Genomic DNA, 22,011 nt, shown 5'->3' on the forward strand with positions numbered 1-22,011 from the left:
GGTCTGTGGCGTTCAGGCATGCCATCGTTGATAGTGTGGTCCCCTGCACAGTTCCGTCGCCGGAGCATCGCCATGACCGAAGCCCACCTGTTCGTGATCGGCATCCTGCTGGCCTGGCTGGCCGGCATCCGCGTCTACCTCACCGTGTTCGGTGTCGGCCTGGCCGGCCTGCTCGGCTGGGTCGACCTGCCGCCGGCCCTGCAGGCCACTGAATCGTGGTGGGTGCTGGGCACCTCGGCGGCGCTGGCGGTGACCGAATTCTTCGCCGACAAGATTCCCGGCGTCGACTCGGCGTGGGATCTGGTGCAGACCCTGGCACGCGTGCCAGCGGGGGCTTTCCTCGCCGCCGCCACGCTGTCGCCGGATGGGCAGCTGGGCACCGGTGCGCTTGCCGCCGGTGCCGGTGTGGCACTGGCCAGTCATGGCCTGAAGGCCGGCACCCGCGCCCTGCTCAATACCTCGCCCGAGCCTGCCAGCAACTGGGTGGCCTCCGCCGCCGAGGACACCGTGGTGGTCGGTGGCCTGGCCCTCGCCCTGGCACACCCGTGGATCGCGCTGATCGTGGTGCTGGCCTGCAGCCTGGCCGGTGCGCTGCTGGTGTGGCTGGTCTGGCGCGCCCTGTGGAAGGGTGTGCGCTGGCTGGCACGCGGTGCGTCGCCCGACAGTCCACGCCAGCCCGGTACCGGTTGATCGCCGGGCTTGTCGCATAATGGACGCGAACACCAGGAGCACCGATGGCCGCAAACGAATCCCCCGCGGGCGCCCGCCCGGGACGCGCTGAAACCCCTCCGGCCGATCATTGGCAACGCTGGACTGCTGAACCGGCGAACGCCGTCGCCGCAGCGCCGGCAGCAGTTCCGCCGCTGGCAGCCTCCGACGCACCTGCATCGATCGGCAGCGCACCACCGCCGCTGCCGGGCCCGGCCGTGCTGGCCGAGGCTGGCAACAACGACCAGGCGCCGCCGCCCTCCGATTCGCCCTACCGCGTGCTGATCGTCGAGGACGACCGCGCGCAGGCCCTGTTCGCACAGAGCGTGCTGCATGGCGCCGGCATGCAGGCCATCGTGCACAGCGATGCCGACGGTGCGTTGCAGGCGATCAAGGAGCATCGCCCCGACCTGATCCTGATGGACCTGCACCTGCCCGGCCTGGACGGCATGCGCCTGACCGCGCTGATCCGCCAGCAGCCTGGCCTGCAGTTGCTGCCGATCGTGTTCCTGAGCGGCGATCCGGATCCGGAGCGCCAGTTCGAAGTGCTCGACAGCGGCGCCGACGATTACCTGAGCAAGCCGATCCGGCCGCGCCACCTGATCGCCGCCGTGGCCAACCGCATCCGTCGCGCACGTGCGCAGGCGGCAACCCTGCCCGGTGCAACCGGCGCACCGGCCACCAGCAATCCGGAAACCGGCCTGCCGACGCGTCACCACGTGCTGCAGCAGCTCAATGCCGCCCTCGCCCATCGCGACCGGGGTGGCGTGTTCTTCGTTGAAGTGGCCAGCGCGCTGGGCCTGCGCGAACGCTATGGCTACGCCGCCTTCGAGCGCCTGATGGTGCAGGCCGGGCAGCGCCTGGCCGAGGCCGGCCATCCACACCTGCTGGCACGCCTGAACGACAACAGCTTCCTGCTGCTGGCCCGCAATACCGATGAAGACAGCCTGGAAAGCATCGCCGCGACCCTGCGTGAGCAGCTCTCGGCGCGCGCCTTCGTGATCCGCGACGATGAATCGGTGCACCTGCGCGGCGTGGTAGGTTACGCGCCGCTGTCGCCGGGCTTCGACGATGCCAACGCTGCACTGGAAGCGGTCGAGCGCACCACCCTGCAGGCACGCCTGCTCAGCGCCGGCGTGGCGGGCCACGTGCACCGCCAGGCCGTCACCGAACAGGAACACCTGGCACTGCTGGAAGGCCAGCTGGAGCTGGCCTATCAGCCGATCGTCGCCGTCGCCGGTGGCAACACCGCGCAGTACCAGCTGCTGCTGCGCCTGCGCCAGGCCGATGGCACGGTGCTGGCGGCCGGCCAGGTAATTCCCGCCGCCGAGGCGGCAGGCCGCATCGCCGACCTCGACCAGCAGGTGATGGACCATGCGCTGGGCCTGCTGGACCTGTACCGGCACGCAACGCAGCCGCTGAACCTGTTCGTCTCGCAGTCGCTGCGCACTCTGCAGCGCGATGCCTTTGGCGACTGGCTGCTGGAATCACTGCAGCAGCGTGACCTGCCCGGCAGTGCGCTGGTGATCGACGTGCGCCTGCCCGACGCGCTGATCCACACCGTGCCGCTGCAGCAGTTCTGCCAGCGCATGGCCGGCGCCGGCGTGCGCTTCTGCCTGAGCCAGTTCGAGCCCAGCGGCGAAGCCGATGCACTGCTGACCCAGCTGCCGCTGTCGTTCGTGCGCATGGCCGCGCGCTTCTCCAGCGGCCATTCCAACCCGGCCACGCGCGAGGAACTGCGCAAGGCGATCGAACAGGCGCATGCGGCCGGGCTGCAGATCATCGGCCAGCAGATCGAAGACCCGCAGGCCGCGGCCGCGATGTGGGTCGGCGGCGTCGATTACATCCAGGGCAACATGGTGCAGTCGGCCGGCAGCGACCTGAACTTCGACTTCCACAACGCGGTGCTCTGACGTGCCGCTGTGGGGCGTGCTGCTGGTTGCCCTGACCGCGGCCGCCATGGCGATGCTGTTGGGCCTGCGCCTGCGCACGCGCGGCCGGGCACTGGCCCAGCTGCAGCGCGAGCACAGCGCGTTGGCCGCCGACCGCGACCAGCTGCGCCATACCACCGAACGCCAGGGCCAGCTGGAACAGCAGCTGCTGCAGGCCAAGCAGGCCGCCGAAGCGGCCGTGCTGGCCAAGGGCGAGTTCCTGGCCACGATGAGCCACGAGATCCGCACCCCGCTCAACGGCATCCTGCCGATGCTGGAGCTGATCGCGCGCGGGCCGCTGGGCGAGGACCAGCGGCAGATGCTGGCCACCGCTTCTGCCAGTTCACAGCAGCTGCTGCGCATCGTCGACGACATCCTCGACTACTCCCGGCTGGAAGCACAGGCGCTGGAACTGGAGATCACCAGCTTCAACCTGCGCGACCTGCTCGATGGCGTGGTGCAGCTGATGCAGCGGGCCGCCGACGCCAAGGGCCTGGTCCTGGGCCTGCAGCTTGACCCATCGGTGCGCCTGCCGGTGCGCGGCGACCCCGTGCGCCTGCGCCAGGTGCTGAGCAACCTGCTGGCCAACGCGATCAAGTTCACTGCGCGTGGGCAGGTGCAGCTGCGCGTGCAACGGCTGGGTGAAGGCCCCGCGCAGCACCAGCTGCGCTTCGAGATCATCGACACCGGCATCGGTATCGATGAAGCCCTGCAGGCACGCCTGTTCCAGTCCTTCAGCCAGGCCGATGCATCCACCACCCGCATCTACGGCGGCACCGGCCTGGGCCTGGCCATCTGCAAGCGCATCATCGACCTGATGCACGGGCAGATCGGCGTGCAGTCCACGCCTGGCCAGGGCGCTACGTTCTGGTTCGAGATCCCGCTGCTGAAGGTTCCTGGCGACCTGCCGGCGATGGCGCGTGCGCCGGCACCGCTGCTGCTGTTCAGTGCCGATGCAACGCTGCAGGCACGCATCGAGCGCATCGCGGCCCATCATGGCCTGCTGGTACACGCCATGGCGCAGCTCGATGCCGTGGTCGAGCGCCTGCGCGCGGTGCCGAGGCCCGGGCAACCGGCACCGACCTGGCTGCTGGTCGATGCACGTGCGCGCCGCATCGGTGAAGCGACGCTGCAACAGGCGTTGGCCGAACGTGGCGAGGACGATGCCCTGCAGGTGCTGTGGCTGCAGGACGATACCCTTCCGGCACGCCCGCGCCAGCGGCAGCTACCCTCGCATTTCGACGACGCTGCGCTGCATGCACTGCTGGCTGCACCGGTCGCGCATGCGCGCCCTGCCGCGCTGCTGGCCAACGCCGAACAGGGACAGCCCACGCCCACGCTGCCGCCGTTGCACCTGCGCGTACTGTTGGTGGAAGACAACACGGTCAACCGGATGGTGGCCGAGCATCTGCTGCGCGTATTCCAGTGCGAGGTGCGCAACGCCGCCGATGGCGAGCAGGCGCTGGCCGCCCTTCGCGAAGGCGGCGTGGATGTGGTGCTGATGGATTGCCAGATGCCGGTGCTGGACGGCTACGCCGCCACGCGCCACTGGCGTGCGGAAGAAGCGGAAACCGGGCGCACGCGGTTGCCGATCATCGCGATGACGGCCAACGCCATGGCCGGTGATCGCGAGCGCTGCCTGCAGGCCGGCATGGACGACTATCTGTCCAAGCCGATCGCACGTGCCACGCTGCATGCGCTGTTGCAGCGCTGGGGTGGCGGGAAAGCTGCATCACCTGGACAGCCTTCTGTAGAACCGAGCCATGCTCGGCTGACGGCCAATTGCAGTCGCACGCCATCAGCCGAGCATGGCTCGGCTCTACAGAATCCGGAAAAGCAGGTGGCGCCAGCACCGCAACCGGTGCTCGACCGTGATGTGCTGGACGAACTGCACGCGGTGATCGGCGATACCACCCTCCAGATCGTCTCGGTGTTCCTGGAGGATGCGCCGGCGATGGTGCAGCAGCTGCAGCAGGCCGCGCAGAACGGCGACGAACCCCGCCTGCAGGCGGTCGCGCACAGCCTGAAATCATCAAGCGCGAACGTGGGGGCTTTGTCGCTGTCGGCGGTGGCGCAGCGGATCGAACACGAAGCCCGCAGTGGCAGCCTGCAGCGCCCCGCGGTGGCAGTGGCGCTGCTGGTTGCCGAATTCGCCCGTGCGCGCGTGGCACTGACGGGCTACCTGGCACAGCATCGCGCCGGCCAGGCCGGTTGAGTCACTCTTCCAGCTTGCTCAGCAGGTACTTCGGCTCGCCGATGCGCTCGATCAGGTCGAGCTGGGTTTCCAGCCAGTCGATGTGCTCTTCTTCCGAGTCGAGGATCTTCACGAACAGCTGGCGGCTGACGTAGTCACCCACCGAATCGGAATAGGCCACGGCCTCGCGCAGGGTGACCACGCCGTCGCGTTCCAGCGACAGGTCGCACTGCAGGATCTCGGTCGGGTTCTCGCCGATGCGCTGCTTACCCAGCGCCTGGAAGTTCGGCAGGCCTTCAAGGAACAGGATGCGGTCGGCGAGCATGTCGGCATGCTTCATCTCGTCGATCGATTCCTTGTACTCATGTTCGGCCAGTTCCTTGATGCCCCAGTTCTTCAGCATCTTGGCGTGCAGGAAGTACTGGTTGATCGCGGTCAGCTCGTTGTAGAGGACCTTGTTGAGGAATTCGATGACCTTGGTGTCGCCCTTCATGGGGATGCTCCTGCACGCTGAAAACGCAGGCACTTTAACGCCTTGCGTGCGGTCGTGAAGGAACGCGAATCGTGCGCATTGGCCTGTGCGGCCACGCGTGAAGGATGCGAAAGCGCGGCGTCAACGCGCCGCGAAAGAGACGATCAGGCGACCTGGGCCAGGCCCAATACCGGCAGCGGCAGATCGTGGGTCGCACGTGCCTTGGCCAGCAGGTCGCCGGCCATGTCCAGGCAGGAACCGCAGGTGGCACCACAACCGGTACGCATGGTCAGTTCGGCCACCGTGCTGACGCCATGGCTGGCGGCTTCGCGGATCTGGTGGTCGGTGACTCCGTTGCAGATGCAGACGTACACAGGCGTGAACCGGGCTGACAGGCCAAGAGTGGCCTGTTGGCTATTCCAATGGAAACGAGAATGGTTGTCAATCAGAGACCTGAACCATTCTCGATACCGTTCAGCCGGTCAGGTGGCCGGACCATCGCCGGTGGCCTTCTTCGGCCAGTAGCCGCGGGTGCGCGGGCGCTTGCGTGGGCGGTCATGCCCGGCGGTATGGCCCGGCATCCAGGCTTCCGCAGCGCTCTTGGGCATGGCGGTGACGCCCTGCCCGGCCACCCCGCGCGCCAACGGCGCCAGATGTCGCAGAGCACGCGCATAGACGCCACGCTTGAACATCACCACGTGCTCCACCGGGTACCAGAAGTCCACCCAGCGCCAGTGGTCGAACTCGGGCGAATCGGTATGGTCCAGCTGCACATGCGATTCGTCGCCGGTCAGGCGCAGCAGGAACCAGACCTGCTTCTGGCCGATGCAGACCTGCCGCTCATTGCGGCGGATGGCCCGCGCCGGCAGCTTGTAGCGCAGCCAACCGGGCGTCGCCCCGAGCACTTCCACGTGCTCAGGCAGCAGGCCGGTCTCTTCCTGCAGTTCACGATACATGGCCTCGACAGGCGTCTCGTCGGTGTTCATGCCACCCTGCGGGAACTGCCAGCCGTCCCGGCGCACACGTCGTGCCCAGAACACCTGGCCGTCCTGCCGCATCAGCACAATGCCGACGTTCGGTCGATAGCCGTCCGGATCGATCACGATGCGGACTCCTAAGAAAATCTACTGGTCGGGACTATCCCATGCCCTCTGTCGGCCCACAAGCACGACACAAAAGTGTTGACAGGGTCGATACACATCCGCAGAATAGCGGGCTCACCAAGGCTATGTAGCTCAGCCGGTTAGAGCACAGCACTCATAATGCTGGGGTCGGTGGTTCGAGTCCACCCATAGCCACCACACTGAAAATCAAGTTGTTTTTCAGTGTGAAAAGTGAGAAAATAGTTGCACGTTTTGCCCCGTCGCCAAGCGGTAAGGCACCTGACTCTGACTCAGGCATTCGGTGGTTCGAATCCATCCGGGGCAGCCAAACAAAAAAGAAAAAAGCCTGATCGAAAGATCAGGCTTTTTTCTTTTTTGCTTGGTCACGCATTCCACCTTATCCCCGCGCCTGTCGGCGCACCCCCTTGAACAACAAGGGGGCTCTTCTCCAGAAAGAGGTCCGGGGCCGGATCCTTTTTCAGAGAAAAGGGCTCCGCCCCCCCCCCCCCCCCCCCCCTGCTGACATGCGACGCCCCGGGTAGTGCCAGCCGCTGGCCGGCACCCTGGAAATGCACACCCCAGAACGACAAAAGCCCGGCCGAAGCCGGGCTTTTGCTTTTCCATCCAGCGGGCTCCCAAAGGAGCCCAACCAGGCGCGGTAGATCAGCGCTTGGAGAACTGGGTGGCGCGGCGGGCCTTGTGCAGACCGACCTTCTTACGCTCGACTTCACGGGCGTCACGGGTCATGAAGCCGGCCTTGCGCAGCTCGGACTTCAGGGTTTCGTCGTACTCGACCAGAGCACGGGCGATGCCCAGACGGATCGCACCGGCCTGGCCGGTGGTGCCGCCGCCAGCGGCGGTGACCAGGATGTCGAAGCTTTCGGTGTTCTTGGTCAGCTCGAGCGGCTGGCGCACGATCATGCGCGCAGTCTCACGACCGAAGAACTCGTCCAGCGGACGGCCGTTGACGGTGATGTTGCCCGAACCCTTGCGCAGGAACACGCGAGCGGTGGAGGACTTGCGGCGGCCAGTGCCGTAGTTTTGAGTGATAGCCATGATTAGATATCCAGAACCTGCGGCTGCTGTGCGGCGTGCGGATGCTCAGTGCCGGCGTAGACCTTGAGCTTGCGGTACATCTGGCGACCCAGCGGGCCCTTCGGCAGCATGCCCTTCACGGCGATCTCGATCACGCGCTCCGGGTGGCGCTCCAGCGCCTGTGCCAGGGATTCGGTCTTCAGGTTGCCGATGTAACCGGTGAAACGGTGATACATCTTGTCCTGCAGCTTCTTGCCGGTGACGGCAATCTTTTCTGCATTGATGACGACCAGGTAGTCGCCGGTATCAACGTGCGGGGTGTAGACCGGCTTGTGCTTGCCGCGCAGACGGCGGGCCAGCTCGGTGGCGAGACGGCCCAGGGTCTTGCCCTCGGCGTCGACGAGGTACCAGTCGCGCTGGACGGTCTCGTTCTTGGCAGTGAAAGTGCTCATGAAGAACTCTAGGTTAGGTCGGGCTCATTGCGGCGAAAGGCTCACCGGAACTCTGCCACGCGTTGTGAAAAGGTGAAGCGTAAGAGGCGGGATTGTACGCAGGTCAGACCCCCGTTGCAAGCCAGCCCCTGACCGGGTTGGCAGGGGGACGGGGCCGGGCGAGAATCGCGGGGTCTTCCGCCCCACCGTGTACCGCCATGACCGTGCTCCGCCAGATCACCCCGATGGACCACCTGCTGACCGAGGCGCAGCGCGCCCTGGACACGGTGTTCGGCAACCCGCCGGCGGCCCGTCCCTACCCGGCTGCGGACACCGACGAGCCGGGCATGGCCCGCACCGAACGCCGCCATGCGGCCGGGCTGATGCGGATCAACCATGTCGGCGAGGTCTGCGCGCAGGGCCTGTACTTCGGCCAAGCCGCCGTGGCGCGCGACCCGGCCACGCGTGAACACCTGCTGGAAGCGGCTCAGGAAGAAACCGACCACCTGGCCTGGTGCGCCACCCGCCTGGGCGAACTGGACAGCCGTCCGAGCCTGTTCAACCCGCTCTGGTATGCCGGCAGCTACACCATCGGCACCCTGGCCGGGCTGCGTGGCGATGGCTGGAACCTGGGCTTCGTGGTCGAGACCGAGCGCCAGGTGGAAGCCCATCTGGACGAGCACCTGGTCGACCTGCCGGCCAGCGACCTGCGCAGCCGCGCGGTCATCCAGGTGATGAAGGAAGACGAGGCCCGCCATGCGGAGCACGCCGAGCAGGCCGGCGCACGCCGCCTGCCGTTCCCGATCCCGGGCGTGATGGCGCTGGCCTCCAGGGTGATGAAGACCATCGCCTACCGCATCTGAAGGGTTTGCCCGCACCAACGGCGTGGGCCTACCAAGAGGTGCGGCGGGGCCTGACGGTGGGGCCCGACCGTTGGTCGGGCCATCAATCAGTTCGGCGACACCAGCTTCAGGCCGATCACACCGGCCACGATCAGACCCACGCAGGCCAGGCGGGCCGGCGATGCGCTGTCGTTGAACAGGTAGATGCCCAGCACCGCCACGCCCAGGGCGCCGATACCGGTCCAGATCGCGTAGGCCGTGCCGACCGGGATGCTCTTCATCGCCTGGCTCATCAGGTACAGGCTGATCAGCGCGGACACGACCGTGGCAGCAGTGGGAAGGGGTTTGCTGAAGCCTTCGGAGTACTTCATTCCGAGGGCGAAACCGATCTCGAACAGGCCGGCCAGCAGCAGGTAGATCCAGGGCATGGGTGGGGGCTCCTTACCTTTTTTGAGAAAAACGAAACGGCCCGGTGTTTTCACACCGGGCCGTGGGTCGGTACATCACCGTGGAACCATGTCGCTTGCGCGACACCAGTTCCACGGGGCGGGTCGTCCCGCCTGGGTGGCGATGCCTGCGGGCATCGCACACGGGGCTTACTCGGACAGGTTCCGGCCGTGGAACAGCTCTTCGATCTCGCGCTTGAGCAGCGCTTCGATCTTCATGCGTTCCTTGAACGACAGGTTCTTGGCCTTTTCCTCGAACAGGTACTGGTCCAGGTCGAAGTCCTTCAGGTGCATCTTCGTGTGGAAGATGTTCTCCTGGTAGACGTTGACGTCGAACATCTCGTAACGCGACTTGATGTTCTTGGCCAGGAAGTTCTGGATCGAGTTGATCTTGTGATCGATGTAGTGCTTCTTGCCCTTCACATCGCGGGTGAAGCCACGGACGCGGTAGTCCATGATCACGATGTCCGACTCGAGGCTTTCGATCAGGTAGTTCAACGCCTTCAACGGCGAAATGACGCCGCAGGTGGCCACGTCGATGTCGGCGCGGAAGGTGGCGATACCTTCCTGCGGGTGCGTTTCCGGATAGGTGTGCACGGTGATGTGCGACTTGTCCATGTGCGCGACCACGGCGTCGGAGATCAGCTCCTTGCCGGCCTGCTTCTTGTCGATCACCGGTTCTTCGGAGATCAGGATGGTCACCGAGGCACCCTGCGGGTCGTAGTCCTGGCGGGCCACGTTCAGGATGTTGGCGCCGATGATCTCGGCGACATCGGTCAAGATTTGAGTCAGCCTGTCGGCGTTGTACTCTTCATCGATGTATTCAATGTAACGCTGACGCTCCTCTTCGGTGCGCGCGTAACACACGTCATAGATGTTGAAGCTCAGCGCCTTGGTGAGGTTGTTGAAACCCTGCAGCCTCAGGCGAGGCAACGGCTTGACCACGGCGGTCGATTCCTGTGTAAGAAGGGAAAGGGGGAATTATGGGGCAAACTGTCCCCGGGGGGAACGTGAAGATCGCTCACATCTGGCACACTGTTTGCCCTTAACAATTGCGCTGGTTAAGCTCCGCTATCGACCCCGTGAATCCGTTCATGCGCAGAGGGAGCGCTCCTATCGTGTCAACCGTGCGCCTAGCTAGCAGTCCACTGGCCCTGGATATCGCCACCATCGATCGTTTCCTGGCGCACAGCCACAGGCGTCGATACCCCACCCGTACCGACGTCTTCCGACCCGGTGACCCGGCGGGAACCCTGTATTACGTCATCAGCGGCTCGGTTTCGATCATGGCCGAGGAAGATGACGATCGCGAGCTCGTGCTGGGCTACTTCGGTGCCGGCGAGTTCGTCGGCGAGATGGGCCTGTTCGTTGAATCGGACCGCCGCGAGGTGATCCTGCGGACCCGCACCGCCTGTGAGCTGGCCGAAATCAGCTACGAGCGCCTGCACCAGCTGTTCCTCGGCCCGCTGTCGGCCGATGCCCCGCGCCTGCTGTACGCGCTGGGCCAGCAGATCTCCAAGCGCCTGCTCGACACCAGCCGCAAGGCCAGCCGACTGGCATTCCTGGACGTTACCGACCGGATCGTGCGCACCCTGCACGACCTGGCGCAGGAGCCGGAGGCCATGAGCCATCCGCAGGGCAGCCAGCTGCGCGTCTCGCGCCAGGAACTGGCACGCCTGGTGGGTTGCTCGCGCGAAATGGCCGGCCGCGTACTGAAGAAGCTGCAGACCGACGGCCTGCTGCATGCGCGCGGCAAGACCGTGGTGCTGTACGGCACCCGTTGACCGTTGAGCACCCGGTGGGTGCGGACCTTGGTCCGCACTCCTTCGCGCGCTAGGCTCGGGGCATGGAGCTGAGCAGCGAATTCTGGTGGTTCATCCTCATCGGCCTCGGCGCGCAGCTGGTCGACGGCGCGCTGGGCATGGCTTTCGGCCTGGTCTCATCGTCGGTGATGCTGAGCATGGGCCTGCCGCCGGCGCAGGTCAGCGCCAGCATCCACACCGCGGAAGTGTTCACCACCGGCGCCTCGGGTGTGTCGCACCTCGCCGCCGGGAATGTCGATAAACGCCTGTTCCTGCGCCTGGCCCTGCCCGGCGCGGTGGGCGGCGCGGTGGGCGCCTACGTGCTCACCCAGATCCCGGGCGAGATCATCCGGCCACTGATCTACCTGTACCTGCTGGTGCTGGCGATCATCATCCTGGCTCGCGCGGCCGGACGCTGGATGCCCAAGGGCGAAATCCGCCGGGTACCGGTGCTGGGCTTCTTCGCGGGCCTGCTCGACGCCAGCGGCGGTGGCGGCTGGGGGCCGATCGCCACGTCCACCCTGCTCGCTCGTGGTGGCCAGGCGCGCACCACCATCGGTACGGTCAATGCGGCGGAGTTCGTGGTCACGCTGACGGTGTCGGCGACCTTCCTGCTGTCGATGGGGGTGCAGCACCTGCAGATCGTCGCCGGCCTGCTGATCGGCGGCATGATGGCCGCGCCGGTGGCGGCGATCCTGGTCAAGCGGGTGAAGGAGCGCTGGGTGCTGGTGGCCGTTGGCGTGCTGGTGCTGGGCATCAGCCTGTTCCAGATCGGCCACGCGGTGTACGGGCACCTGTATCGCTGAGCGCAGGACCTGTAGAGCCGAGCATGGCTCGGCTCTACAGCAGGCTCGGATCAGGCCTTGTCGCCACCACGGTCCACGCAGCCCCAGTTGAGGATGCGGGTGCCGGCCGGCAGCACGCGGCGGAAGAAGTCCACCCGGCCCGGCTTCGGGTTCACCACCACCGGCGCCTTGGCCGCCAGCAGCAACGGCAGGTCGGCGGTGCTGTCGGAGTAGGCGATATCGATGTCGCCATAGCCGCGCTCGCGCAGCATGCGCATCTTCTCTTCGTTGTGGCAGTGGCGGGTCGGGCCGACGCCGCCCAGCCGTGGGCCAACCTCGGTGCCGATCACCGGCACGTCCTGGTGGGCGACGAAGGCCAGGATCGCCCGTGCCAGCTCCGGCGGCGCGCCGGTGGCGACCACCACGCGGTCGCCCTTGGCGCGGTGCGCGGCGAACACCTCCAGCGCCTGCGGCAGCAGCTTGGCGCGCATCTGCGCCTCATTGCGCAGCACATAGGCGTCGATCACCTTGTTGAAATCACGCGCGCGGTGCAGGCCGAAGCTGCCGATCCACACATAGACTGAAATACCGGTACGACGGGTCGGCAGCATCGCCACCAGCGGCCCGGCGATCGGCGTGACCAGCAGCGCGGCCAGCATCCGCAGCGGGTTGCGCTTGATCAGCGAGGCGAACAGATGGGTGCCCGAATCGCCGTCGTAGAGGGTGTGGTCGAAATCGAAGACCACCAGCGGCGCATCGTCACGCGGCGTCGGATAGTGCGTTTTCATGCCGCGAAGAATAGCTGACGCAGGCCCTCGCCCGGCTCTTCCACACGCATGAAGGCCTCGCCGACCAGGAACGCATGGATGCCGGCATCGCGCATCAGCGCCACGTCCTGCGGGCCGAGGATGCCGCTCTCGGTCACCAGCAGGCGGTCACGCGGCACCGCCTTCTGCATGTCCAGCGTGGTCTGCAGCGACACATCGAAGGTGCGCAGGTTGCGGTTGTTGATGCCGATCATCGGCGCCGGCACCTGCAGCGCGCGCTCCAGTTCGTCGATGTCGTGCACTTCCACCAGCACGTCCATGCCCAGCGACAGCGCCAGTTCGGACAGGGTGGCCAGCTGGGTGTCGTCCAGCGCGGCGACGATCAGCAGGATGCAATCGGCGCCCAGCACGCGCGCCTCGTACACCTGGTAGGCATCGATCACGAAGTCCTTGCGCAGCACCGGCAGCGTGCAGGCCTCGCGGGCCTGCTGCAGGTAGGCGTCGGCACCCTGGAAGAAATCCACGTCGGTCAGCACCGACAGGCAACTGGCGCCACCGAACTCGTAGCTGACGGCGATGTCGGCCGGGCGGAAGTCCGGGCGGATCACGCCCTTGGACGGGCTGGCCTTCTTCACCTCGGCGATCACCGCCGGGTCGCCGTTGGCCACCGCCGCCTGCAGCGCGCGCACGAAGCCACGTACCGGCGGGGCGCTGGCCACGGCGGCCTGAAGCGCCTCGAGCGGGCGCTGGGCGCGGCGCTGGGCCACTTCTTCGGCCTTGCGGGCCAGGATCGTCTGCAGGATGTCGCTCATCGTCGTCGGTTCGGTGCGGGGGCGGTGAGGACGGCCATTATCGGCCATCAAGAGGGTCAGGCTGAACCGCGCGCTCAGGCAACCAGCGCGCGGGTGGTCTCCACATACTGCTGCAGGCGCTGGCGGGCGCTGCCGTTGGCGATGGCTGCACGGGCGCGGGCCAGGCCGTCGCCGATGTCGCTGGCCACACCTGCCACGTACAGGGCGGCGCCGGCATTCAGCGCCACGATGTCCAGTGCCGGGCCCTGCTGGTTGTCCAGCACGGCGCGCAGCATGGCAATGGACTGCTCCGGGCCATCCACGCGCAGGTTGCGACTGGCCGACATGGCGATGCCGAAGTCCTCCGGGTGGATCTCGTACTCGCGCACCTTGCCGTCGCGCAGCTCGCCCACCAGGGTGCCGGCACCCAGCGAGATCTCGTCCATGTTGTCGCGGCCCCAGACCACCATGGCGTGCTCGGTGCCCAGCTCGCGCAGCACGCGTGCCTGGATACCCACTAAATCAGGATGGAACACGCCCATCAGCACCGACGGTGCGCTGGCCGGGTTGGTCAGCGGACCGAGGATGTTGAAGATGGTGCGCACGCCCATCTCGCGGCGGACCGGCGCGACCACCTTCATCGACGGATGATGGATCGGCGCGAACATGAAGCCGATGCCGGTCTGTTCGATGGCCGCTGCCACCTGGGCCGGCTGCAGTTCGATGGCGGCACCCAGTGCTTCGACCGCATCGGCGCTGCCGGACTTGGACGACACGCTGCGGTTGCCATGCTTGGCCACGCGCGCACCGGCTGCGGCCGCCACGAACATCGCGCAGGTGGAGATGTTGAAGGTATGCGAGCCATCGCCACCGGTACCGACGATGTCGACCAGATGGGTGGTATCGGCCACCGGCACCGCCAGCGCGAATTCGCGCATGACCGTGGCCGCGGCCGCGATCTCGTCGATGGTTTCCTTCTTCACCCGCAGGCCGGTGAGGATGGCGGCGGTCATCATCGGCGAGACATCGCCGCGCATGATCTGCCGCATCAGGTCGACCATTTCGTCGAAGAAGATTTCGCGGTGCTCGATGGTGCGTTGCAGGGCTTCCTGGGGGGAGAAGCTCATGGGAATGCTCCTTGGATCAGGCCGCCGGGCGCTGCAGGAAATTGCGCAGCAGGGCGTGGCCGTGTTCGGTGAGGATGGATTCGGGGTGGAACTGCACGCCTTCCACCGGGAACTGGCGATGGCGCAGGCCCATGATCTCTTCGATCGAGCCGTCCTCGTTCTCGGTCCAGGCGGTCACTTCCAGCACATCGGGCAGGCTGTGCTTGTCCACCACCAGCGAGTGGTAGCGGGTGGCCTGGTAACGATCCGGCAGACCGGCGAACACGCCCTTGCCTTCATGGCGGATGGGCGAGGTCTTGCCGTGCATGATGTTGCCCGCGCGGATGACCGTGCCACCGTAGACCTGGCCGATGCCCTGGTGGCCCAGGCAGACGCCGAGGATGGGCGTGGTCGGGCCGAGGCGCTCGATCAGTTCCAGCGACACGCCCGCCTCGTTGGGCGTGCACGGGCCGGGCGAGATGACGATGCGCTCGGGTTTCTGCGCGGCGATCTCGTCCACGCTCATCGCATCGTTGCGCACCACCTTCACTTCGGCGCCCAGCGTCTGCAGGTACTGCACGAGGTTGTAGGTGAAGCTGTCGTAGTTGTCGATCATCCACAACATGGTCAGGTTCCGTCGCTTATCAGGAAAATGGCGTATACGTTTTCGGTGTAGGTGATGGGGCCGGCTTCAATGGACTCCGGTGCACCGGGCGCAGGTGCCGAGGCCGGTGCATAGCTGCCGGTCACCGAGATCCTGTCCAGATACTCACCATCCTCGCCCGGCTGCGGCCATTGCCCGGCCTGGATGCCGTAGGCGAAGTCCGGCGCCACGTCGGAGATGCTGTACAGGCCACGCACTTTCGTTCCATAGGCCTTGGCCAGGCCCTGCGCGGACTCGCGGGTCTTGGCCGCTGCTTCGCCCTTGAGTTCGCGTCGCAGCGCCACTTCGCCCGAGTAGGTCGGGGCCACGCTGCTGACCTGCACGTTCTCGTTGGCCTTCAGCGCACCCAGCACGTCCTGCATCGCCTTCACGCTGGCGAAGCTGGCACGCAGCTGGCGCGACACGCGGGTGCCGATGAAGACCTGCCGGTTCTGCTCATAGCGCGTCGCCGGACCGATACGCAGGTTGTCCGCGCGCACGCTGCCTTCCACCGCCTTGTGCTGCTTGAACAGCGCCAGCACGCGCGCGACGTTGTCCTGCACGCGGTGGCGCGCGGCGTCGGCATCCATGTCGGTCTCTTCGATGTTCAACTGCAGGCCGAACCGGTCCGGCATCACCACGCGGCGCGCCTCGCCCTTCACCAGCAGGTGCGGCTGCGAAGGAATGGTATTGGCCTGCGCCCACGCAGACGGGGCCATCGTGGCCAGCAGTGACGACCACAGCAATGCGCTCAGCAGCTTCATGCGGTACTCCTTGTCTTGAATGGGAACAGCAGGAGGTGCCGCGGCGCAGGCCACGGCACGGAAAGGCTCACAGGCCCTTGGCAGCCTGGGCGACGGCGCGGAACAGCGCGCGGCCCTTGTTCATCGTCTCGTCCCATTCCTTGTCCGGGTCCGAGTCGTAGACGATGCCGGCGCCGGCCTGCACGTACAGGCGGCCGTCCTTGATCACCGCGGTGCGGATCGCGATCGCGGTATCGGCATCGCCATGCCAGCCGATGTAGCCGATGCTGCCGGCGTAGACATTGCGCTTGATCGGTTCCAGCTCGCGGATCACTTCCAGCGCGCGGATCTTCGGCGCACCGCTGACCGTACCGGCCGGGAAGGTGGCGCGCAGCACGTCGGCGTAGCTCAGGCCCGGCTGCAGCTGTCCGGTCACTTCGCTGACGATGTGCATGACGTGGCTGTAGCGCTCGATCACGAACTGCTCGCCCACTTCCACGGTGCCGGCCTTGGACACGCGACCGGCATCGTTGCGGCCGAGGTCGATCAGCATCAGGTGCTCGGCGCGTTCCTTCGGATCGGCCAGCAGTTCGGTTTCCAGCGCCAGGTCCTGCTCGACGGTGGCACCGCGCGGACGGGTGCCTGCGATCGGGCGCACAGTCACTTCGCCGTCCTGCAGACGCACCAGGATTTCCGGCGACGAACCGACCACCTGCAGGTCGCCGACATCCAGGAAGTACATGTACGGCGACGGGTTCAGTGCACGCAGCGCGCGGTACACGTCCACCGGGCGCGCCTTGAACGGCACGCTCAGGCGCTGGCTAAGCACCACCTGGAAGATGTCACCGGCGCGGATGTATTCCTTGCTGCGCTGGACCGCATCGACGAAGCCTTCGCGGGTGAAACCGGAGACGAAATCGGACTCGTCCAGCACATCGCTGTTGAGCGGTGCGGGATAACCGGCGCCCGGTGCGCGCAGCTTGGCAGTCAGTGCATCCAGGCGGGCCTGGGCCTGCTCGAAGGCGCCCTCGACCCGGGGGTCGGCATGCACGATCAGGTACAGGCGGCCCTTGAGGTTGTCGAACACCGCCAGCTCGTTGGAGTCCAGCAGCAGGATGTCTGGCGTGCCCAGCTCATCGCGGCCGGCCGGCGGGGCCAGGCGCGGTTCGATGTAGCCGATGCACTCGAAGCCGAACCAGCCGACCAAGCCACCGGTGAAGCCCGGCAGGCCGTCCAGCTTCGGCACCGAGTGGGCGCTGCGCAGCGCCTCGACCTCGGCGAACGGGTCGGCCACCTCGCGGGTTTCCACCACCTGGCCGTCTTCGCGCACGGTCAGCGTATGGCCGTGGAAGGCGTACACGCGTCGCGCCGGCAGGCCGATGATCGAGTAACGACCAAAGCGCTCGCCGCCTTCGACGGATTCAAACAGGTAGGTATTGGGGCCGTCGGCGAGCTTCAGATAGACCGAAAGCGGCGTGTCCAGGTCGGACAGCACTTCGCGGACGACGGGAATATGAGTGTGGCCTTCAGCGGCCTGCTGCTGAAACTGAGCGTGCGAGTTCAAGACGACTTTCCTTCCGGGACACAGCGTTATGGGGGCGGACGACGGCAACGGGCCACCATCGCCACCAACGGCGTGCGGAAGAAAGGGTATGCGGGGTCGTCAGGCTGGACACCCCTTGACTGTATCGCAGCCGGGGCGGGAGGGGAACCCCGCCGCGGCGTCGCGGTTCATTCGGCCATTAGCCCATCCGCCGGGCGTTCTCCTGGGCCTCCAGCCCCTGTTGCTGGGCCAGTCCAGCCGCCGTCGCCTGTTCGCGACCCGTGTTCAGGGCGTCAACCTGCGCCGTGCTCACGGCCAGCGGCTGGGCCATGCCGGCCGCCACGTCCACGTGCGCATGTCGGCGATGGGCCGCCTGCAGATCCGGGGTGTCGACCGCGAATGCCCGCGTGCGGTCGTCACTGAGCAGCACATGGGAGATGGCCTGCAGCCCATCGCGCTTGGCCTGCGCAGCCAACGCCCCGGCCAGCTGGTCGCTCTGCAGGTTCGGGATGCGGCCATGTGCCACATCGAGGCCGTGCACGCCGGTCTGCGCGCCCTTGAACAGATGGAAGTCGATATGCCCCGGATCGTTCAGCGCGGGTATCTTCGCGGCCCCCTCCTGCAGCTGCGCATGCGGCCGTCCAAGCAGCTTGCGCGCGGCCGCCTCCTGGCTCGCGATTGCCGCGTCGAGACTGGGGTTCATCGTCTCGCTCATGCCATGCCGGTCCACTGACTCCCCCAGGGTCGCACTGCCGCGCCCAACCACCCACGACGTCTTGGCCAGGTTGACCAGGTTCTGCGGCAATGCCGGCGTGGGCAGGTGCGTGGCAATGCCCTTGTTGGCCATCGCGCCCAGCCCCACGGTACCGGCCAGCACGGCCGGCGCCTGCGAGGTCAGCCCGGTGATCTGATGGCTGCTCCAGTTCATGCCCATGTGGAAAGTCGCGCCGTACACGGTATAGCCGTTGCGCAGCACATTGGCCACGCCATGCACACCCTGCTGCAGCTGGCCGCCCAGATGATGGCCGCCGGCGCGGATGCGGCCGGCATCGGCGGCCGCTTCACGGGTGGCTTCACGGGCCTTGGTTTCGTGTTGATTGCGGGCCGCGTCACCGTGCTCGCGCATCTGCCTGGCCATGTCGTCGGCACCGAGCGCACCCAGCACGCTGGCCCCGATGTTCCAGCCGTAACTGCCCTTGGCCTGCACGCGGTGGCTGACCGATTCGACCAGACCCTGCAGCTCGCGACCCTTGGCAATGACCGTCGCGCCGCCTTCGATGCCCACCCGCATGCTCTTTCCACCGTAGTCGACCACGGTGCCGATCGCATTTCCCTGCAGGGTCGACGCACGCTCGACGGCAACGCCGGACAGGCTCATGCCCCGGCCCGCCAGCGCGCCGACCTGCTCGACATGCTCACCGGCAACCCGTCCGGCACGCATGCCGCGCGCGCCTGCGATCAGCACCTCGGCCAGTGGGCCACCGTATTCGGCAAGCTGGCTTGGCGCTTCTCGATGGCGGCGGTCCACCACCTTTCCGTTCACTTCGGTCTTGGCGTCCAGCAACAGTTCCATCCTGCCCGCGGCCACCGGAACATTGCGCAATGCCTCTGCCCCGGATTTCGACGCCAGCTGGTCAACCAGCTGGGCGGTGGCCGTCTGCGCACCGGCCGGCATCATCTCCTGCAGCTTGCGGGTAACCATTTGCTGCACGCCCGGCTGGCGCAGCAGCTGGCTGGTCTCGCTGGCCAGCAGGCCAAAGCCCTGCCGGTGATGCTCGTTGAGTCGCTTCAATCCGTTCTGCACATCGTTGAGCACTTCACCCGAGGTCTGGTAGGTGTGCACCGTGTCGCGCGTGTTGAACACCGGCAATCCGTGGGATTTCGCGTAGCGATCGGCGGTGGCCGGATGCAGGCCCGCCGAATTGAAGGTGGTCGCACGTACACCGGTCACCGCCGAAGCGGCAGAGGCCATGCCGCCGCCAAGCGAATGACCGGCGAGTTCAAAGTGGGTACCGGAGGTCTTCAAGCGACTCGCCAGTGCCATGGCCCGATCGTAGTAGTCGCTCTGCATGCCCACGCCCTGGCGTCCGTTGTTGAGGAAATCCTCGCCTCCGGACTCACGCCGCCCGCCTTTCGCCCGGGGATCGATGATTTCGCCCGTGGATCCCTTGAACACCAGCACCGGCTTGGCGTCATCACCGAACACTCTTTTGTCCGGAATGTAGATCTCTGCGCGGAAACCCGAGTCGTTCGGCCGCATCAGCTTCTTCAGGTCGGCTGCACCCAGGCTGATGCCCGCCGCTTTGAGCGTGTCCGGGTCGGTCACGGCACTGGCTCGCGTCCACCCGACCGGCGGTTCTCCTTTGCCCTTTGCCGAGGCATACACATCATCAGCAAGCGAACCCAGCTCGCGGGCGTGATAGGTCTCGCGCAAGCGCGCCGCTTCGGTGGCGTGTCCACCGCCCTGCAGTTGCTCGACCAGGTGCTGCTGCGCCTGGACGCTCCTGGCGCGGGCCTGCAGCAGGCGTTCCTGCTGCTCGGGATCGTGACCGCTCATGGCAGACTCCATTGCTCATCAGTGAAGACGCGGTCATCCAGGACCTGCTGGAATGACCACGGCCAACGCTATCATCCCCCGAACGCGTCCATGTCAAGGAATCACATGCACCGTCACCCTCACAGTTCCTTTACGCCATTTTCCTGCCTGGCGCTGATGCTGCTGATGCTGCTGAGTGCCTGCGCGCGCACGTCTTCACATGGCGCGGAGCGCTATTTCGAGGGCAAGGCCCTGGAGCTGGCCATCGCTGCCGAACAGGGTGATGCGGCGACGATCACGCGCCTGATCAAGACCGAAGGCGTGAACCCCGACAAGGAGTTCTCGAAGCAGGATGGCATTCCGCTCATCGCGTGGCCGTTGCGCGCGCAGAACCTGGAAGGCCTGCGCGCGATGCTCGACAACGGCGCCGACCCGAATGCACGGCGTATTGAAACGCTGGACGGCGAGACGTTCCGCCACAACAACGCCATGGTCTATGCCGCGAAGATGGACGATCCGCGCTACCTGGCCCTGCTGCTGGATCATGGCGGCGACCCGGACACGCGCACCTCCAATACCGAAACGCTGCTGTTCCAGGCCTTCATTTCCGGCAACCTGTGGAAGAACATCCAGCTGCTGGTGGAGCGAGGCGCACACGTCAACGAATCCAACATCGGCCAGGCCGATACCGTTCTCAGCTGGTACACCGGCCGTGGCGGCTTCGAGCAGGCCTACTGGCTGCTTGAACATGGTGCGGACCCCACGATTGCATCGCCGTCATCGGCGCAACCGGGCGCGCCCGATCGGATGGCCATGGTCGAAGCGATCTACTGGGAAATCACCACACCGGACCTGCTGCCGTGGCAGAAGAAGTGCCAGCAGTGGCTGATCGATCACGGCATTGCCCGGCCGCCGCTGCCGCAGTACATCCGCGAGAAGCGTGAAGCATTCGGGTTCCCGGCGAAGGAGCAGGACATACCGCCGTTGTAGGAGTTCCGGTCCGGCTCAGCGCGGCTCGGACAACAGTGCACAGCCCACGGGCAGGTGCATCCGCACCCGGCCCGGCACGCACGCGATGCGGAACTGGCGCGCCTGTACCGGTTCACCGTCCAGGTTGAGCGTCAGCGGGCGCTCGGACTCCACCTGCAGCCATGGCAGCCGCGCGCGCGTTGCCAGCTGTTCCAGTGCGGCCTGGGTGCCGGACTTCAGCATCTGGCCGAGCGTGGCGGTGACTTCCCCCTCCAGCTCCGGAAGCACCGTCACGTCCAGCTGCCCATCATCGATCAGTGCCTGCGGGCACAATTGCTGGCCTCCGCCGGCCTGGCGGCCATTGCCGATGCCGAGCGCGATGAAGTCGCCTTCCCACGTGAAATCCGGGCCGGTCAACCGTGCGGTGATCGGCTCGATGCGACCCAGCTTGGCGATGCCGGTGATCACGTAGGCCAGCCCGCCCAGCATCTTCTTCAAGCCGGCATCGGTCTCCACCGTCACCTGTGTGCCGAAACCACCGCTGGCAAGGTTGGCGCACCACCAGTGGGTGCCATCGGCGTCCACGCGCAGGAGATCAATCGCATGCGGCGTTGCCTGCCCGATCAATCCGAAGGCCTCCTTCGGCTCGGTGGGAATGCCGGCAGCCGTGGCGAAGTCGTTGGCGGTCCCCATCGGAATCAGCGCCAGTGATGGCAGCGCATCCGCCGGTTCCTCACGGTGGGCCAGGGTCTCGGCCACCGCACTGAGCGTGCCATCGCCACCAGCAGCCACGATCACGTCCACGCCATGATCAATCGCCTCGGCCACGTAGCGTTCGGCGTCGCCGTCCTCCCAGGTCACCCGCACTTCCAGCTGCACGCCCTGCCCGCGCCAATGGCCGACGGCGTCGCGCAACTCATCGTTGCCAGCGGATTTGCCATTGAGGATCAGGCGCCAGCGCGGTGCGGCCATGTGGTGCTTCCAGGACGGGGGCGCACAGGCTAGCAATGCGCTGTTTGTCCGCGGTGAATGTCACGCAGATGTCATTCAGCAACCGGAGAATGGAAGGCCATAGCAGGGACGACGGATGGAGGCAGGATCAGCCTCCCACGCATGCAGCGAGGCCACGCCAGTGATTGGCGTGGTCTTTTTTTTTGGTTCTTC

Annotated in this window: 22 protein-coding genes and 2 tRNA genes; 9 read left to right on the forward strand and 15 right to left on the reverse strand. The window is 66.4% G+C overall.

Going from position 1 to position 22,011, the window contains the following annotated elements; translation table 11 throughout:
- The first annotated feature begins 72 nt into the window (after positions 1–72).
- Genes ACW5IY_RS20035 through ACW5IY_RS20045 form a run of 3 tightly spaced genes read left to right on the forward strand, consistent with a single transcriptional unit; the run spans position 73 to position 4,854 of the window.
- Positions 73–690 (forward strand): DUF4126 domain-containing protein, encoded by a 618-nt coding sequence (locus ACW5IY_RS20035; protein WP_010482636.1) that lies wholly within the window; start codon positions 73–75, stop codon positions 688–690.
- 44 nt (positions 691–734) lie between these two features.
- On the forward strand, positions 735–2,621 hold the full coding sequence (locus ACW5IY_RS20040) for an EAL domain-containing protein (protein WP_049435685.1): 1,887 nt from the start codon (positions 735–737) through the stop codon (positions 2,619–2,621).
- Position 2,622: 1 nt separating this feature from the next.
- Positions 2,623–4,854, forward strand: coding sequence for an ATP-binding protein (locus ACW5IY_RS20045; RefSeq protein ID WP_049435686.1), 2,232 nt, complete (start codon positions 2,623–2,625; stop codon positions 4,852–4,854).
- A 1-nt stretch (position 4,855) separates the two neighbouring features.
- Here ACW5IY_RS20045 and bfr read toward each other — a convergent pair whose 3' ends face one another.
- The 3 genes from bfr to ACW5IY_RS20060 form a co-directional block, all read right to left on the reverse strand.
- Entirely contained in the window at positions 4,856–5,326 is a 471-nt protein-coding gene (gene bfr / locus ACW5IY_RS20050) for a bacterioferritin (RefSeq protein ID WP_457326852.1), read from the reverse strand.
- Positions 5,327–5,469: 143 nt separating this feature from the next.
- Positions 5,470–5,679: a (2Fe-2S)-binding protein gene (locus ACW5IY_RS20055; protein WP_005411309.1), complete on the reverse strand. Its 210-nt coding sequence runs from the start codon at positions 5,677–5,679 to the stop codon at positions 5,470–5,472.
- 108 nt (positions 5,680–5,787) lie between these two features.
- Positions 5,788–6,408, reverse strand: coding sequence for an RNA pyrophosphohydrolase (locus ACW5IY_RS20060; RefSeq protein ID WP_043399361.1), 621 nt, complete (start codon positions 6,406–6,408; stop codon positions 5,788–5,790).
- 121 nt (positions 6,409–6,529) lie between these two features.
- Between ACW5IY_RS20060 and ACW5IY_RS20065 the strand changes: the two genes are divergently transcribed.
- Positions 6,530–6,606, forward strand: a tRNA-Met gene (locus ACW5IY_RS20065).
- A 55-nt stretch (positions 6,607–6,661) separates the two neighbouring features.
- Positions 6,662–6,736, forward strand: a tRNA-Gln gene (locus tag ACW5IY_RS20070).
- 335 nt (positions 6,737–7,071) lie between these two features.
- Here the strand turns inward: ACW5IY_RS20070 and rpsI are convergent.
- On the reverse strand, positions 7,072–7,464 hold the full coding sequence (rpsI, locus tag ACW5IY_RS20075) for a 30S ribosomal protein S9 (RefSeq protein WP_005411311.1): 393 nt from the start codon (positions 7,462–7,464) through the stop codon (positions 7,072–7,074).
- A gap of 2 nt (positions 7,465–7,466) precedes the next feature.
- Complete coding sequence (gene rplM, locus ACW5IY_RS20080; RefSeq protein ID WP_005414692.1) at positions 7,467–7,895, reverse strand: 50S ribosomal protein L13; 429 nt, start codon at positions 7,893–7,895, stop codon at positions 7,467–7,469.
- A gap of 197 nt (positions 7,896–8,092) precedes the next feature.
- Here rplM and coq7 point away from each other — a divergent pair, with 197 nt between their 5' ends.
- Positions 8,093–8,737, forward strand: a complete 645-nt coding sequence (gene coq7 / locus ACW5IY_RS20085; protein ID WP_049435687.1) for a 2-polyprenyl-3-methyl-6-methoxy-1,4-benzoquinone monooxygenase — start codon at positions 8,093–8,095, stop codon at positions 8,735–8,737.
- Positions 8,738–8,823: 86 nt separating this feature from the next.
- Here coq7 and ACW5IY_RS20090 read toward each other — a convergent pair whose 3' ends face one another.
- Both ACW5IY_RS20090 and speD read right to left on the reverse strand, forming a co-directional pair.
- Entirely contained in the window at positions 8,824–9,144 is a 321-nt protein-coding gene (locus ACW5IY_RS20090) for a DMT family transporter (RefSeq protein ID WP_049435688.1), read from the reverse strand.
- A gap of 168 nt (positions 9,145–9,312) precedes the next feature.
- Entirely contained in the window at positions 9,313–10,107 is a 795-nt protein-coding gene (gene speD / locus ACW5IY_RS20095) for an adenosylmethionine decarboxylase (RefSeq protein ID WP_006473908.1), read from the reverse strand.
- A 149-nt stretch (positions 10,108–10,256) separates the two neighbouring features.
- Here speD and crp point away from each other — a divergent pair, with 149 nt between their 5' ends.
- Positions 10,257–10,946, forward strand: a complete 690-nt coding sequence (gene crp / locus ACW5IY_RS20100; RefSeq protein ID WP_010482649.1) for a cAMP-activated global transcriptional regulator CRP — start codon at positions 10,257–10,259, stop codon at positions 10,944–10,946.
- 62 nt (positions 10,947–11,008) lie between these two features.
- A complete protein-coding gene (locus tag ACW5IY_RS20105; RefSeq protein ID WP_010482650.1) occupies positions 11,009–11,770 on the forward strand; it encodes a sulfite exporter TauE/SafE family protein in 762 nt (253 codons plus the stop codon).
- Between the two features lie 50 nt (positions 11,771–11,820).
- Here the strand turns inward: ACW5IY_RS20105 and ACW5IY_RS20110 are convergent, their stop codons facing one another.
- From ACW5IY_RS20110 to ACW5IY_RS20140, 7 genes are all read right to left on the reverse strand, one after another.
- Positions 11,821–12,537, reverse strand: coding sequence for a haloacid dehalogenase-like hydrolase (locus ACW5IY_RS20110; RefSeq protein WP_049435689.1), 717 nt, complete (start codon positions 12,535–12,537; stop codon positions 11,821–11,823).
- Positions 12,534–13,328, reverse strand: a complete 795-nt coding sequence (trpC, locus tag ACW5IY_RS20115) for an indole-3-glycerol phosphate synthase TrpC (protein ID WP_049435690.1) — start codon at positions 13,326–13,328, stop codon at positions 12,534–12,536. Before trpC ends, ACW5IY_RS20110 begins: the two co-directional genes overlap by 4 nt.
- 74 nt (positions 13,329–13,402) lie before the next feature.
- Positions 13,403–14,434 carry an anthranilate phosphoribosyltransferase gene (gene trpD, locus ACW5IY_RS20120; protein ID WP_049435691.1) on the reverse strand — a complete coding sequence of 344 codons (1,032 nt, stop codon included), beginning with the start codon at positions 14,432–14,434 and terminating at the stop codon, positions 13,403–13,405.
- Between the two features lie 16 nt (positions 14,435–14,450).
- Positions 14,451–15,038 (reverse strand): anthranilate synthase component II, encoded by a 588-nt coding sequence (locus ACW5IY_RS20125; protein WP_010482655.1) that lies wholly within the window; start codon positions 15,036–15,038, stop codon positions 14,451–14,453.
- A 2-nt stretch (positions 15,039–15,040) separates the two neighbouring features.
- Positions 15,041–15,820, reverse strand: coding sequence for an SIMPL domain-containing protein (locus tag ACW5IY_RS20130; protein WP_010482656.1), 780 nt, complete (start codon positions 15,818–15,820; stop codon positions 15,041–15,043).
- A gap of 67 nt (positions 15,821–15,887) precedes the next feature.
- A complete protein-coding gene (gene trpE / locus ACW5IY_RS20135; RefSeq protein ID WP_049435692.1) occupies positions 15,888–17,363 on the reverse strand; it encodes an anthranilate synthase component I in 1,476 nt (491 codons plus the stop codon).
- A 178-nt stretch (positions 17,364–17,541) separates the two neighbouring features.
- A complete protein-coding gene (locus tag ACW5IY_RS20140; protein ID WP_049435693.1) occupies positions 17,542–19,899 on the reverse strand; it encodes an XVIPCD domain-containing protein in 2,358 nt (785 codons plus the stop codon).
- A gap of 105 nt (positions 19,900–20,004) precedes the next feature.
- On the opposite strand from ACW5IY_RS20140, the gene ACW5IY_RS20145 reads away from it, so the two are divergent.
- Positions 20,005–20,868 (forward strand): ankyrin repeat domain-containing protein, encoded by an 864-nt coding sequence (locus ACW5IY_RS20145; RefSeq protein ID WP_230080636.1) that lies wholly within the window; start codon positions 20,005–20,007, stop codon positions 20,866–20,868.
- Between the two features lie 15 nt (positions 20,869–20,883).
- Here the strand turns inward: ACW5IY_RS20145 and yegS are convergent, their stop codons facing one another.
- Positions 20,884–21,819: a lipid kinase YegS gene (gene yegS, locus ACW5IY_RS20150; protein WP_049435694.1), complete on the reverse strand. Its 936-nt coding sequence runs from the start codon at positions 21,817–21,819 to the stop codon at positions 20,884–20,886.
- Between the last annotated feature and the right edge of the window lie 192 nt (positions 21,820–22,011).

This window comes from Stenotrophomonas sp. C-A (assembly GCF_054030835.1).

Coding starts and splice junctions, on each gene's coding strand:
- trpC (WP_049435690.1), bottom strand. CDS start 13,328: ATGAGCGACATCCTGCAGACGATCCTGGCCCGCAAGGCCGAAGAAGTG.
- ACW5IY_RS20090 (WP_049435688.1), bottom strand. CDS start 9,144: ATGCCCTGGATCTACCTGCTGCTGGCCGGCCTGTTCGAGATCGGTTTC.
- ACW5IY_RS20110 (WP_049435689.1), bottom strand. CDS start 12,537: ATGAAAACGCACTATCCGACGCCGCGTGACGATGCGCCGCTGGTGGTC.
- ACW5IY_RS20145 (WP_230080636.1), top strand. CDS start 20,005: ATGCACCGTCACCCTCACAGTTCCTTTACGCCATTTTCCTGCCTGGCG.
- rplM (WP_005414692.1), bottom strand. CDS start 7,895: ATGAGCACTTTCACTGCCAAGAACGAGACCGTCCAGCGCGACTGGTAC.
- bfr (WP_457326852.1), bottom strand. CDS start 5,326: ATGAAGGGCGACACCAAGGTCATCGAATTCCTCAACAAGGTCCTCTAC.
- coq7 (WP_049435687.1), top strand. CDS start 8,093: ATGACCGTGCTCCGCCAGATCACCCCGATGGACCACCTGCTGACCGAG.
- ACW5IY_RS20130 (WP_010482656.1), bottom strand. CDS start 15,820: ATGAAGCTGCTGAGCGCATTGCTGTGGTCGTCACTGCTGGCCACGATG.
- ACW5IY_RS20140 (WP_049435693.1), bottom strand. CDS start 19,899: ATGAGCGGTCACGATCCCGAGCAGCAGGAACGCCTGCTGCAGGCCCGC.
- trpD (WP_049435691.1), bottom strand. CDS start 14,434: ATGAGCTTCTCCCCCCAGGAAGCCCTGCAACGCACCATCGAGCACCGC.
- ACW5IY_RS20105 (WP_010482650.1), top strand. CDS start 11,009: ATGGAGCTGAGCAGCGAATTCTGGTGGTTCATCCTCATCGGCCTCGGC.
- rpsI (WP_005411311.1), bottom strand. CDS start 7,464: ATGGCTATCACTCAAAACTACGGCACTGGCCGCCGCAAGTCCTCCACC.
- ACW5IY_RS20125 (WP_010482655.1), bottom strand. CDS start 15,038: ATGTTGTGGATGATCGACAACTACGACAGCTTCACCTACAACCTCGTG.
- ACW5IY_RS20040 (WP_049435685.1), top strand. CDS start 735: ATGGCCGCAAACGAATCCCCCGCGGGCGCCCGCCCGGGACGCGCTGAA.
- yegS (WP_049435694.1), bottom strand. CDS start 21,819: ATGGCCGCACCGCGCTGGCGCCTGATCCTCAATGGCAAATCCGCTGGC.
- crp (WP_010482649.1), top strand. CDS start 10,257: ATGCGCAGAGGGAGCGCTCCTATCGTGTCAACCGTGCGCCTAGCTAGC.
- ACW5IY_RS20035 (WP_010482636.1), top strand. CDS start 73: ATGACCGAAGCCCACCTGTTCGTGATCGGCATCCTGCTGGCCTGGCTG.